The sequence below is a fragment of the Streptomyces sp. NPDC029138 genome (assembly GCF_055564375.1).
On the sequence record NZ_JBVHWM010000017.1, the window covers coordinates 94,804 to 107,835 of the forward strand.

The 13,032-nt window shown below is 74.2% G+C and carries 8 protein-coding genes; 2 read left to right on the top strand and 6 right to left on the bottom strand.

The window, feature by feature from the left end:
• Positions 1-11: 11 nt before the first annotated feature.
• From ACZ4WH_RS17055 to ACZ4WH_RS17075, 5 genes are all read right to left on the bottom strand, one after another.
• Complete coding sequence (locus ACZ4WH_RS17055; protein WP_468181084.1) at positions 12-2,423, bottom strand: glycoside hydrolase family 65 protein; 2,412 nt, start codon at positions 2,421-2,423, stop codon at positions 12-14.
• A complete protein-coding gene (locus tag ACZ4WH_RS17060) occupies positions 2,420-4,513 on the bottom strand; it encodes a xanthine dehydrogenase family protein molybdopterin-binding subunit (protein WP_468181086.1) in 2,094 nt (697 codons plus the stop codon). The genes ACZ4WH_RS17055 and ACZ4WH_RS17060 overlap by 4 nt, the downstream gene beginning before the upstream one ends.
• Positions 4,514-4,541: 28 nt before the next feature.
• Positions 4,542-5,537 (bottom strand): FAD binding domain-containing protein, encoded by a 996-nt coding sequence (locus tag ACZ4WH_RS17065; protein ID WP_468181088.1) that lies wholly within the window; start codon positions 5,535-5,537, stop codon positions 4,542-4,544.
• Entirely contained in the window at positions 5,538-6,065 is a 528-nt protein-coding gene (locus ACZ4WH_RS17070; protein WP_468181090.1) for a 2Fe-2S iron-sulfur cluster-binding protein, read from the bottom strand.
• A 93-nt stretch (positions 6,066-6,158) separates the two neighbouring features.
• Positions 6,159-8,342 carry an RICIN domain-containing protein gene (locus ACZ4WH_RS17075; protein ID WP_468181092.1) on the bottom strand — a complete coding sequence of 728 codons (2,184 nt, stop codon included), beginning with the start codon at positions 8,340-8,342 and terminating at the stop codon, positions 6,159-6,161.
• 185 nt (positions 8,343-8,527) lie between these two features.
• Between ACZ4WH_RS17075 and ACZ4WH_RS17080 the strand changes: the two genes are divergently transcribed.
• Positions 8,528-10,513 carry a HEAT repeat domain-containing protein gene (locus tag ACZ4WH_RS17080; RefSeq protein WP_468181094.1) on the top strand — a complete coding sequence of 662 codons (1,986 nt, stop codon included), beginning with the start codon at positions 8,528-8,530 and terminating at the stop codon, positions 10,511-10,513.
• Positions 10,510-10,770 (top strand): hypothetical protein, encoded by a 261-nt coding sequence (locus tag ACZ4WH_RS17085; RefSeq protein ID WP_468181095.1) that lies wholly within the window; start codon positions 10,510-10,512, stop codon positions 10,768-10,770. The genes ACZ4WH_RS17080 and ACZ4WH_RS17085 overlap by 4 nt, the downstream gene beginning before the upstream one ends.
• A gap of 325 nt (positions 10,771-11,095) precedes the next feature.
• On the opposite strand, the gene ACZ4WH_RS17090 is transcribed toward ACZ4WH_RS17085, so the two are convergent.
• Positions 11,096-13,024: an ABC transporter ATP-binding protein gene (locus tag ACZ4WH_RS17090; RefSeq protein WP_468181096.1), complete on the bottom strand. Its 1,929-nt coding sequence runs from the start codon at positions 13,022-13,024 to the stop codon at positions 11,096-11,098.
• Positions 13,025-13,032 lie beyond the last annotated feature (8 nt).

The following is a 13,032-nucleotide window of genomic DNA, read 5'->3' on the forward strand; positions in this document are numbered from 1 at the left end:
AGGGCTGGGCCTCAGTCCGGTAGCACCAGCCGTGCCGTCTCCCCCGGTCCCACCGGTACCACGCGGTCGCGCAGGCGGACGTCGATGGGTGAGCGGCCGGAGTCCGGTACGGCGATCTCCAGCAGGCCGCTGCGCAGGCGCAGCCGGACGCCCCAGTGGCCGCGGTAGCGGATGCTGAAGCCGTAGGAGGACAGTTCGGGCAGCGGGACCGGGTCGAGGCACAGTCCGCCGCCACGGGTCTCCAGGCCGGTCAGTCCGCGCTGGACGAGGTCGAGCGTGCCGGCCATCGCGCCGAGGTGGATGCCCTCGCCCGTGGTGCCGCCCTGGAGGTCGGCGATGTCGCCGCGCAGCGCCTCCTGGACGAAGCTCCAGGCGTCGGAGCGGCGGGCGCGGGCGAGAATCCAGCCGTGGACCAGTCCGCTGAGGGTGGAGCCGTGGCTGGTGCGGTGCAGATAGTGGTCCACGGTCGCGAGCCAGATGTGCTCGTCCAGGTGGTACCCCAACTGCTGGAAGAGGGAGCGCAGTTCGGGCGGCGAGAAGAGGTAGCCGAGCATCAGTACGTCGGCCTGTTTGGACGCCTTGTAGCGGTTGACGGTGTCGCCCTCCGCCTCCAGGATGCGGTCCAGGCGCCGGATGTCGTCGTACCGCCCCCGGTAGCCCGCCCAGTCCAGTTCGGCGAGGTCGCCGTAGCCGTCGAACTGGCTGATCACCCCGTCGTGGAAGGGGATGTGCAGACCACGGGAGACCTCCGCCCAGCGGTCGGGTTCGTCCTCGCCGACGCCGGTCAGCTCGGTGAGTTCCCGGCGGCGCGGCTCGGGCAGGTCGTGCAGCAGTTCCAGGGCGCGGGTGAGCACCCAGGCGGCGGTGACGTTGGTGTACGCGTTGTCGTCCAGGCCGGGCCGGGCCGCGCCGGGGTAGGCGTCGTGGTACTCGTCGGGGCCGACGACGCCCCGGACGCGGTACCGGCCGAGGTGGTCGTCCCAGGTCGCCGACTGCCCCCAGAAGCGGGCGATCTGGAGGAACACCTCGGCGCCCTCGCCGTGCAGGAACTCGATGTCGCCGGTCGCCTCGCAGTACTGCCAGACGTTGTAGGCCACGGCCGAGCCGACGTGGTGCTGGAGCCGGGAGTGGTCCGGCAGCCAGCGGCCGGAGCGCGGGTTGAGGTGCAGCTGCTGGGTCTCCTCGCGGCCGTCGCTGCCGCTCTGCCACGGGTAGAGCGCGCCGCAGCGGCCGAGTTCGCTGGCCGCGTGGCAGGCCGCGTCCAGGCGGCGGTGGCGGTAGCGGAGCAGGGCGCGGGAGACCTCGGGGAGGTGGAGGTTGAGGTAGGGCAGGACGAAGAGTTCGTCCCAGAAGACATGGCCCCGGTACGACTCGCCGTGCAGGCCGCGGGCGGGCACGCCGACGTCGAGGTCGGCGGTGTGCGGCGAGAGGGTCTGGAGCACGTGGAACAGGTGCAGGCGCAGGATGCTGCCCGCCTCACCGGGCACGTCGAGCGCGGTGCGCCGCCACAGCTGTTCCCAGGCCGCGCGGTGGGTCTCGCGCAGTTCGTCGAAGCCGGGCGCGTCGCCGACCCGGTCCACGGCGGCGCGCAGCGGGTCGCTGATGGCCGGGTCGTGGGAGGTGTGCAGGGCGACGGTCTTGTCGACGGTGACGGTCCGGCCGGGCGCCAGGGACAGCTCGAGCCGCTGGACGGCGCGGTGCGCCTCGTTGGCGTGGGTGACCGGCACCCCGGCGGTCAGCCGGGCGGCCAGGCCGAAGCTGATGTCGGAGGTCCGGGTGCGGCAGCGCAGCCAGACCGTGCCGGGCGCGGTGGTGCCGACGGCGATGTGGGTGAGGTGCCGGCCGTCCAGGTCCCGGTAGCGGGCGACACCGTGGTTGGTGACGCGCCCGTCGAGCGCGGCCTCGACGTCCAGCTCGACGGTGCGGCCCTCGGCGGTGAACTCGGTGCGGAGTGCGGCGAGATGAGGGTCGGCCAGGTGGACCAGGCGCACCTGCCGGACGAGGAGGGTGGCGTCCGGGCCGATCGGGTAGCGGGTACGGCGTTCCAGCAGGCCGGGATCGAGGTGGAGCATCTGGTGGTGCTCGGTGACCGGGACGGTGTCCGGGGTGAGCCAGTCCCCGCCGGCCGGCCGGAAGCGCAGCGGCAGCCAGTTGGGCAGGTTGACCATGTCCTCGTTCTCGATCCGGCGCCCGGCGACCTCGGAGGTGAGCCGGTTGTAGCAGCCGGCCGCGTAGGTGCCCGGGTAGTGCACGTCGTCCGCGGTGCACTCGGGCAGTGCCCCGCGGGTGGCGAAGTAGCCGTTGCCGAGGGTGCACAGGGACTCCCGCAGGCGTTCCTCCGCGGGCCGGTAGCCGTCGTACTCCCAGACGTACTCCCAGGGCGACTCCCAGGGATGCTCCCACGCGGGTCCCGTCACCGTCACCCCTCGGACAGCAGGCCGGCGAGGATCCGGTCGGGGGTCAGGGGGAGTGTGCGGAAGCGGATGCCGGTGGCGTGGTGGACGGCGTTGCCGAGGGCGGCGGCGGTGCCGACGATGCCGATCTCGCCGATGCCCTTGCTGCCCATGGGGTTGAGGTGGGTGTCGTGTTCGTCGATCCAGTCGGCCTCGATGTCGGGGACGTCGGCGTGCACGGGCACGTGGTAGGAGGCGAGGTCGGCCTCGGGGAAGTCGCCGAACGCCGGGTCCAGGGTGCTGTGCTCGGTGAGGGCCATGCCGAGGCCCATGACCATGGCGCCGGTGAACTGGGAGCGCGCGGTACGGGCGTTGAGGATCCGTCCGGCGGCGAAGATGCCGAGCAGCCGGCGCACCCGGATCTCTCCGGTGACGGTGTCGACGGCGACCTCGGCGAAGTGCGCGCCGAACGCGTGCCGCGCGTAGGGGCTTTCGGCGTCGGCCGTCCCGGTGGTGTCGGCGCGGACGACGTGGCGCTCGCCGGACGGCGGGCCGGGGTCCGCGGCGAGCCGGGTGCACGCCTCGTGCACGGCCCAGCCCCAGGAGGCGGTGCCCATGGAGCCGCCGGCCAGCGGGGCCGGCGGCAGATCGCTGTGGCCGACCTCGGTGCGCACCCGCTCCAGGGGCACGCCGAGGGCGTCGGCGGCGATCTGGGCGAGGACGGTACGGGCTCCGGTGCCGATGTCGGCCGCGTTGACCCGGACGACGAAGGTGCCGTCGGGCCGGGCCTCGGCCGTGGCGGTGGACGGGGCGATCTGCACGGGGTAGGTGGCGGCGGCCACGCCGGTGCCGATCAGCAGCGGGCCCTCGCGACGCACGCCGGGGCGCGGGTCGCGGCCGGCCCAGCCGAAGCGGCGGGCGCCCTCGCGCAGGCACTCCACGACGTGCCGGCTGCTGAACGGCTTGCCGCTGCCCGGTTCCCGCGCCGGTTCGTTGCGCACGCGCAGTTCCACCGGGTCCAGGCCGAGCCCGTCGGCGAGTTCGTCCACCGCCGACTCGAGCGCGTACATGCCGGGTGACTCGCCGGGGGCCCGCATCCAGGACGGGCTGGGCACGTCCAGCGGCACCACGTGGTGGACGCTGCGCAGGTTCGGGGTGGCGTACATGACGCGGGAGACCACGGCCGCGTACTCCACGAACTCCTTCACGTGGGAGGTGTGGGTGGTGACGTCGTGCAGCACGGCGGTGAGCCGGCCGTCCGGGTGCGCGCCGAGCCGCAGCCGCTGCACGGTCGGGGCGCGGTGGCCGACCACGGTGGGCAAGTACCGGCGGGGGTAGGCCACGGTGACGGGCCGGCCGGTGTGCCGGGCGGCCAGCGCGGCGAGGACGACGTCCGGGCGCGGGGTCCCCTTGGAGCCGAAGCCGCCGCCGACGTGCTCGGCGACGACGGTGATCCGCTCCTCGGGCAGCCGGAACAGCTGGGCGAGCACGGACCGTACGGTCGTGCCGCCCTGGCTGGAGGTGTACGCGGTGAGCCGGTCGCCGTCCCAGTGGGCCGTGCTGGCGTGCGGCTCCATCGGGTGGTTGTGCAGCGGCGGCACCCGGTAGGTGACGTCGACGCGGACCTCGGCCGCGGCGAAGGCGGCCTCGGGGTCGCCGTGCTCGACCCGGCCGGGCTGGCCGCCCGCTTCCTGCGGTTCGTAGGCGCCCGGGTGGCCCTCGACGGGGCCGGTGTCGTGGGGTGCGGTGGCGTACGCGACCCGGACGGCCCGGGCGGCGGCGCGGGCGGTCTCCAGGGTCTCGGCGACGGCCAGGGCCACGCACCAGCCCCGGTGCGGCACGTCCGGGCTCTGGAGCACGGCGAGCGTGCCGTCCTCGGGTTCGGCGAGCCGGGGCGCGTCGAAGGGGGTGAGGACGGCGAGGACGCCGGGCAGGGCGAGGGCGGCCGAGGTGTCGACGGCGGTGACCCGGCCCCGGGCGACCGCGGCGGGCACGGGCCAGGCGTGGACGCGGCCGGGCAGGGTGTACTCGGCGGCGTAGCGGGCGGCGCCGGTGACCTTCTGGCGCCCTTCCCGGCGCTCGGCGGGGGCGCCCAGGGCGGTGCCGGTCGTGCCGGTCATGGGATCCTCCTGCTCCTCCTGTGAAGGCTCAGGCCACCGCGGGGGCCGGGGCGAGACGGTTCAGGACGTCCAGGGCGAGGTTGCGGGCGAGGGACACCTTGTAGGCGTTGTCCCGCAGCGGCTCGGCGTGCGCGAGTTCGAGGGCCACGGCTCCTTCGAAGGCGGCGGGGCCGGCGGGGGCGCCCAGCAGGGCCAGCTCGGTGTGCCGGGCCCGCCAGGGCCGGTGGGCGAGCCCGCCGAAGGCGACGCCCACCTGGTCGACGACGCCGTCCGCGACCCGCAGCAGGACGGCCACGGAGGCGAGTGCGAAGGCGTACGACGCCCGGTCCCGGGCCTTGCGGTAGGCGGACGGGGCACCGGCGGTGGCGGCCGGGAGGAGCACGCCGGTGATCAGTTCGCCGGGGCGGATCCAGGTGTCCCGCTCGGGATGCTCGCCGGGCAGCCGGTGGAAGTCGGCCACGGGCAGGCGCCGGGTGCCGTCGGTGCCGTACAGCTCGACCTGGGCGTCGAGAGCGGCGAGGGCGACGGCCATGTCGGAGGGGTGGGTGGCGATGCAGTGCGGGGAGTGGCCGAGGACGGCGTGGTCGCGGTGGACGCCGTCCCGGGCGCCGCAGCCGCTGCCCGGCTCCCGTTTGTTGCAGGGTTTGTCCAGGTCCTGGAAGTAGGGGCAGCGGGTGCGCTGGAGCAGGTTGCCGCCGGTGGTGGCGGCGTTGCGCAGCTGTGCGGAGGCGCCCGCGAGGAGCGCCTGGGACAGGGCCGGCCAGCGCGCGCGGACGCGCGGGTCGGCGGCGAGGTCGCTGTTGCGGACGGTGGCGCCGACGCGCAGGGAGCCGTCGGGCAGCTCCTCGATGCCGTCCAGCGGCAGCCGGCCGATGTCGATGAGGAGGGCGGGCCGCTCCACGCCGAGTTTCACCAGGTCGACCAGGTTGGTGCCGCCGGCCAGATAGCGGGCGCCGGGCTCGGCGGCGTAGGCCTCGACGGCCTCCTGGACGCTGCCGGGCCTGAGGTAGCCGAAGCCGTTCACTCAGATCACGTCCTCGATCGCCTCGACGATGCGCGGGTAGGCGCCGCAGCGGCACAGGTTGCCGCTCATCCGTTCGCGGATCTCGGGCCGGTCCAGCGGTACGGGCCCCTGAGTGGGGGCCGCCGGGTCGGTGACGTGGGAGGGGTGGCCGGCCGCGGCCTCGGCGAGCATGCCCACGGCGGAGCAGAGCTGGCCGGGGGTGCAGTAGCCGCACTGGAAGGCGTCGCGGTCCAGGAAGGCCCGTTGGAGCGGGTGGGGTTCCTCGCCGTCGCCGCCGAGGCCCTCGACGGTGGTGACCTCGCTGCCGTCGAGGGTCACGGCGAGCAGCAGACAGCTGTTGAGGCGGCGCCCGTCGACCAGCACGGTGCAGGCACCGCACTGGCCGTGGTCGCAGCCCTTCTTCGAGCCGGTGAGGTCGAGGTCCTCGCGCAGCAGGTCCAGCAGGACGCGCCGGTGGTCGACGCGCAGGGTATGGAGTTTGCCGTTGACCCGGAGGGTGACCTCGGAGTGGCGGGATGCGCTGGTCATGGCGGGGATGACCTTCCGGACGGACGGTGGAGCCGTGCAGACCGCGTATCCAGGTCACGCCGGGTCACACGTCCGGAAGGTCATCCCCTTCGCTCACGGGTAGCGGACGAGGTTCGCGACGTTGGTCGTCGCGTTGGACGGTCCTCCGGTGTTGTTGATGACGTGACTGATGGTGCCGGTGCCGCCGAGGGAGACGGTCACCATGCTGGTGAAGCGGACGTTCGGGTTGTTCGGTGCCTCGATGGCGCGGGCGGCCGTCACGCTCGGGTTGACGTTGAAGTAGCAGTAGCTGCCGAGCCCGTACGCCTCGTGGCTGGTGACCGAGTCGGCGACCTTGTAGGCGGCGTAGCCCTGCGTGGAGCCGTTCATCCAGGCGGCCTGGTTCGGCGGGTCGTACGGCATCTCGTTCTGGAAGAAGTAGGTGCGGCCGCCGTTGCCGTTCCAGACGGTCTGGTACTTCTGGAAGTGCTCCACGAACAGCCCGTACATGGTCACGTCGTCGCCGTTGACGACGAGGCCGGTGTCGGCGGTGTTGCTGGTCCAGCCGACGCCGCTGCCGTGGTCGGCGCGCCAGATCCACATGTGGTCGCCGATGACGTTGTCGCTGTTGACGACGAGGCTCGTGGCGGCCTTGCCGACGCCGGCGCCGCCGACGCGGAAGTACACGTCGTGCAGGGAGGTCGGGTCGGCCGCGTGGGAGGCGGTGGAGCCGGCCGGCCCGACCTCGACCAGGGTCTTCGAGCTGGTGGTGCCGGCGTCGAAGAGCAGGCCCGCGATCTTCACGCCGTCGACGTCGGCGACGGACATCGCGGTGATGCCGTTGTCCGGGACGAAGGTGGCGAGGCCGAGGCCGAGGACGACCGTGTCCGGCCGGGTCACCTTCAGGGTCTGGTCGAGGTGGTAGACGCCGGGGGTGACCAGCAGGTTCTGGCCGGCCGCCAGGGCGGCGTTGATCTGTGCGGCGGTGGCGCCGGGCTTGACGACGTAGAACTGGCTGAGCGGCAGCGAGCTGCCGGCCGGGCTGCCGCCCGCCCAGCTGGTCGCGGTGGAGTTGGTGCGCGTACCCGGCACGAACACCTGGTAGTTCCCGGAGCCGTCGACGTACAGGAACGGCTTCTCCCGGGTGACCGGGCTCTGCGCGACGGTGGTGTACGGCGGGTTCGGGAAGCTGGTGGCCGGGACGCCCTGGCTGCCGACGAACACCATGTTCCAGTTGGACCCGGTCCAGCTGCCGAGCTGGGAGTTGCGGGTCAGCCACTGCTGCTGGCTGCCGGAGTTGACCTGTCCGTCGACCTTGCTGTCGGCGAGGTAGCCGCCGGACGACCAGCCGCCGTCGTCCAGGGCGAGGTTGCCGCGCAGATGCATCCGGCGGTACGCCGCCGCCTGGGAGACCGCCCAGCGGTCGCCGCCGCCGGTGGGGTTGACCGACAGGTTCTCGGCGCCGCGCCAGAAGTTCTGGGTGGCGTTGCCCTGGAACCAGTCGGCCTCGGCGTGCACGGCGCCGTTGACCGTCACCGCGTCCGGGGTCAGGCCGAGGCCGAGCACCTGGGTGTAGAAGCCGACGTTGACGTTGGCGTTGTAGGCGCCGGGCTTGAAGAGGACGGCGTAGCGCTGGGAGCCGAACTGGTTGGTCTCCTGCTGCTTGAAGATCGTGTCCAGCTTGCCCTGGATGGTCGACGAGGACATCGACGGGTCGAAGACGACGACGTTGGGGCCGAGGTCCGGGTTGCTCGTCGACTGGGTCACGGGGACCACCTGGAACCGCTGGGCGGCGGTGCCGTTGCAGGTGTACTGCACGAACTGCACGCTGTCGGCGAGCGAGGCGCCGGGGTCGTCCAAGCACTTGCCGCTGTTGCGGTTCACGAAGTGGAAGGCGCCGCCGCCGTCGTCCACGGGCAGCCACTGCTGGTTGGCGCCGCCGCCGTAAGTCCACAGGTGCACGGGCGCGTTGTCGGCCGTGGAGACGTCGGCGACGTCGGCCACCTGGTTGGTGTCGTTGCGGTTGTTGATGCGGACGTAGCCGTCGCCGGTGTCGGTGAAGCTCCACTGCTGGGCCGTGGTGCCGTTGCAGGCGTACTGCTGCACGGCGGTGCCGTTGGCGGTGGCGGCGGCCTTGGCGTCCAGACACCTGCCGCTCGCGGCGTTCACGACCGTGGCGAATCCCGAGGGCAGGGCGGCCGCCCCGGAGGTGGCGGCGGGCGCGGGGGCCGCCGTGAGCAGGGTGGCGGCAAGGGACAGAGCGGCGAGCGAGCCCGCCGCCGGGAGGGGTCTGGCCATGTGCGCGGGTGGCCTTTCGGGTGGGGGGACCGCAGACCCAACAGCCGGGGGACATTCGGCCGTTGGGACCTGCGGGGCTTTGTTTAAGGCGTGAAACTAAAGGTACGGACCACTGGCGTCAAGAGGCGGAACCGGAACCGCACCCACAGACCGGTGCGCCGGCCGGTGTCGGTAGGGTCGGGCCCATGGGGGACGAACCGCAGGCCCTGGAAGCCGTCGACTGGGTCGCGTTGCAGCACAACTACGGGTCCGCCGGGGACGTGCCGGACCTGTTGCGGCGGTGCGCCGGCCCGGACCCGGACGATGCCGAGGACGCGTCGTCCGAGTTGCTCAACCTGCTCTTCCACCAGGGCGGCTGGATCTGCTCGGCCGCCCCCGCCGCGCTGCCGTTCCTGCTCCGCCTGGCCGCCCGGCCGGACGTGCCGAGCCGGCGCGGCCTGCTGGACCTGGTGGCCATGCTGGCGCACGAGGCCGGCCAGGTCGCCGACCGGTTCCTGGACCCCGGCTGGCCGCCGGCGTGGGAGGCGGCGCTCCCCGACGTACTCGCCCTGCTGGACGATCCCGACCCGGCGATCCGGCGAGCCGCCGCCGACGTGGTGGGGTCCTGCACCAGCCCGGGTGAGCTGACCCTGCCCGCGCTGCTGCGGCGCTGGCGGGCCGAGGACGATCCGGTGACCCGCCTGGACCTCGTCCTCGCCCTCGGCCCGGCGGCCCTGCGCGAACCGGCCGGAACGCACGCCGACGAGGCCCGCCGTCTCCTGCGCGACCTCCTCGACGCCCCCGAGGCCCAGCTCCGGCTGGCCGCCGTGCACGCCCTCGCCCCGGCCGATCCGGGGCTGCCCGAGCGTTCGCTGGACCTGCTGCTGCACGCGGTACGGGACCCGGGCGTCACGCTCTGGCGCCACAGCAGCACGGTGGAGGCCGGAGTCCAGGGCGTCCACCACTGGACCGCCGCGCTCTTCGCCGGAGCGGCCCCCGACTTCACTCTCGGCCTGCTCGCGGACCATCCCGACGACGAACAGCGCATCGGCGCCCTGGCCCAGGCCGGCGCGCAACTGGCCCGTCGGCGCTCCCCGGCCGCCGCGCTGCTGCCGGCCGTCGCCGCTCGGCTGGGCGACCCCTCCCCCGAGGCCCGGTACCGGGCGGCCGAACTGCTCGCCTGTCTCGGCCCGGCCGCCACGGCGTACGCGGACGAGGTCGCCGCGCTGCTCGGCGACACCGGCACCCGGACGACCCGGTGGCGGGAGACCGTCGGCGAGGCCGCCGTGTGGGCGCTGGCCCGGATGAACGACCCCCGCTGCGTGCCGGGCCTGACCGGGCTGCTGACGGGCCAGCGGCCCGGATTCGCGTCCGCCTCCGCGTACTTCCCCGCATCGGACTGGCACACCGTGGTGCTGCCGGCACTGGACGAGGTCCTGGTGCTTCTCGTGGACCACGCCGAGGCGCTGCTGCCGGCGCTCCGCGAGAGGCTCGACACCGCGACGGACCCCCGACTGCTGCGCCCGCTCTGCCAGGTCGTCGCCGCGTGGGGCCCGGTGGCGGAGGCGGCGGTGCCACGGCTGCTCGCCCTCCTGGCGGACGACCGGACCTGGCCGGCGGCCGCGACGGCCCTGGCCGGCATCGGCCGGGCGGGCTCCCCGGCGAGGGAACCGCTGGCGGCCCGGGCGGCCGGCGGCGGCGCGGACGCGGACCTCGCGGCCTGGGCGTACTGGAAGGTCACCGGCGAACCCGGCCCGTTCCTGGAACGGCTCGGCCCCACCGGCACGGGGCACCTCCCGCACCCCACCCTGCGCCGACTGGCCGACCTCGGCCCGCACGCCGCCCCCTGGGCGGACCGGCTCCGCGCGCTGACCACCGACCGGGAGCCCTGGGTCCGCGTGGAGGCGGCCCACGCCCTGTGGGCGGCGACCGGCGACACCGCGCACACGGTCCCGGTGCTGACCTCGGCCGTGCGGGGTCTCGCCGAGGGCACCTACCTGCCGGTCATGCTCCCCGCGGTACGGCACCTGGCCCGCATCGGCCCCGCCGCCCGGCCCGCCGCCGATCTGCTGCGCGGGGTGCCGGACCGCGACGAGCGGCTGCGCGGCTCCGGCGGCTGGCGCGGCTTCGTCCAGGACGAGGAGATCCGGGACGCGGTCGACGCGCTGCTCACCGAGGGGTGCGGGGGATGAGAACCGCGGGGGCGGTCCGCGTGCCGACCTCGGCCGTGCGGGGTCTCGCCGAGGGCACCTACCTGCCGGTCATGCTCCCCGCGGTACGGCACCTGGCCCGCATCGGCCCCGCCGCCCGGCCCGCCGCCGATCTGCTGCGCGGGGTGCCGGACCGCGACGAGCGGCTGCGCGGCTCCGGCGGCTGGCGCGGCTTCGTCCAGGACGAGGAGATCCGGGACGCGGTCGACGCGCTGCTCACCGAGGGGTGTGCGGGCTGAGAAGCGCGGGGGCGGTCCGCGAGGTCAGGTGCCGGTCGGCGCTGCCGGTGCGTCGTCCGTCTCCCGGGGGCATCCGTCTCCCGGACATCCGTCTCGCGGAGGGAGGCCGACAGGGCGCGGACCTCGTGTTCGGTCATCCGGGAGGTGTCGTACGGCGCGGCGTCGACCGGCGCCGAGTCAGCCGGGCGGTCCGCTCGCCGTACCGCTCCGCGGTGACCGACCGGTGACAGCACCGGGGCCGAGGACGCCCGTGGCCTGACCGGCGGGCCTCACCCGACCGCCGTCGACCCCGCCTCCGCCCTCCCGCGACAACCCGGGCGCTCCCTCACCCCACCGTCGGCACCCCCGCCTCCACGGCCCCCGGCGCGACCGCTCCCGCCTCCGCCGTCTCGCCCCGTCCCGCGAACTGCGTGCGGTACAGCTCGGCGTACCGGCCCTCCCCGGCCAGCAGTTCCTCGTGGGTGCCGCGTTCCACGATCCGGCCGGACTCCACGACCAGGATCTGGTCGGCGGCGCGGACCGTGGACAGGCGGTGGGCGATGACCACGGCCGTGCGGCCCTCCAGGGCCTCGGTGAGCGCCTCCTGGACGGCCGCCTCGGAGGTGTTGTCCAGGTGCGCGGTGGCCTCGTCCAGGATGACCACGCGCTGGCGGGCGAGCAGCAGCCGGGCGATGGTCATGCGCTGGCGTTCGCCGCCGGAGAGCCGGTAGCCGCGCTCGCCGACGACCGTGTCCAGGCCGTCGGGCAGGGACCGTACGACGTCGGCGAGGCGGGCGCGGCCGAGGACGTCCCACAGCTCGTCGTCACCCGCGTCCGGGCGGGCCAGCAGCAGGTTGGCGCGGACGGTGTCGTGGAAGAGGTGGCCGTCCTGGGTGACCATGCCGAGCGTGGCCCGCAGGGAGGCGAAGCTGAGGTCGCGGACGTCGGCCCCCCCGATCCGGACCGCGCCCGCGTCCACGTCGTACAGGCGCGGCAGCAGCTGGGCGATGGTCGACTTGCCGGCGCCGGAGGAGCCGACGAGGGCGACGGTCTGGCCGGGTTCGGCCCGGAAGGAGATGCCGTGCAGCACCTCGGTGCCGCCGCGGGTGTCGAGCGCGGCGACCTCCTCCAGGGAGGCGAGGGAGACCTGGTCGGCGGCGGGGTAGGAGAAGCGGACGTCGTCGAACTCGACGGCGACCGGGCCGTCGGGGACCTCGCGGGCGTCCGGCTTCTCGGCGATGAGCGGCTTGAGGTCGAGCACCTCGAAGACCCGCTCGAAGCTGACGATCGCGCTCATCACCTCGACCCGGGCCCCGGCGAGCGCGGTCAGCGGGGCGTACAGGCGGGTCAGCAGCAGGGCGAGGGAGACGACCGCGCCGGGCTCCAGGGTGCCGCGCAGCGCGAACCAGCCGCCGAGGCCGTAGACGAGGGCCAGGGCGAGGGCGGAGACCAGGGTGAGGGAGGTGATGAACACCGACTGGGCCGTCGCCGTGCGGACACCGATGTCCCGGACCTGGGCGGCCCGCGCCGCGAACTCCGCCGACTCCTCCTCCGGGCGTCCGAACAGTTTGACCAGGGTGGCGCCGGGGGCGGAGAACCGCTCGGTCATCCGGGTGCCCATGGCCGCGTTCAGCGCCGCCGCCTCGCGCTGCATGCGGGCCATCCGGCTGCCCATGCGGCGGGCGGGCAGCACGAACACCGGCAGGAGAACGAGCGCGAGCAGGGTGATCTGCCACGAGAGGGTGAGCATCACGGCGAGCGTCAGGACCAGGGTGACCAGGTTGCTGACGACGCCGGAGAGGGTGTTGGCGAAGGCCCGCTGGGCGCCGATCACGTCGTTGTTGAGACGGCTGACCAGCGCGCCCGTACGCGTACGTGTGAAGAACGCGACGGGCATGCGCTGCACATGATCGAACACGGCCGTTCTGAGGCCGAGGATGAGTCCCTCCCCGAGCGTCGCCGACAGGCGGCGGCCGAGGATACCGAGCCCCGCCTCCGCGAGCGCAACGAGCGCGATCAGCAGGGACAGCCGGACCACCGTGCCGGAGTCGTGCCCCGCCACGATCGCGTCGACGACGCGGCCGGCGAGCACGGGGGTCGCGACGGCGAGGAGGGCGGTCACCACCCCGAGCAGCACGAACCGGACGATGCCGGCGCGGTGCGGACGGGCGAAGGCGGCGATACGGCGCAGGGTGGCGCGTGCGAAGGGGCGACGCTCGGACTGCGCGTTCATCACGCTGTGCAGCTGCGCCCAGGCGGTGGTCTCCATGCTCATGGAAGAGA

Coding starts and splice junctions, on each gene's coding strand:
- ACZ4WH_RS17090 (WP_468181096.1), bottom strand. CDS start 13,024: ATGAGCATGGAGACCACCGCCTGGGCGCAGCTGCACAGCGTGATGAAC.
- ACZ4WH_RS17080 (WP_468181094.1), top strand. CDS start 8,528: ATGGGGGACGAACCGCAGGCCCTGGAAGCCGTCGACTGGGTCGCGTTG.
- ACZ4WH_RS17075 (WP_468181092.1), bottom strand. CDS start 8,342: ATGGCCAGACCCCTCCCGGCGGCGGGCTCGCTCGCCGCTCTGTCCCTT.
- ACZ4WH_RS17070 (WP_468181090.1), bottom strand. CDS start 6,065: ATGACCAGCGCATCCCGCCACTCCGAGGTCACCCTCCGGGTCAACGGC.
- ACZ4WH_RS17085 (WP_468181095.1), top strand. CDS start 10,510: ATGAGAACCGCGGGGGCGGTCCGCGTGCCGACCTCGGCCGTGCGGGGT.
- ACZ4WH_RS17060 (WP_468181086.1), bottom strand. CDS start 4,513: ATGACCGGCACGACCGGCACCGCCCTGGGCGCCCCCGCCGAGCGCCGG.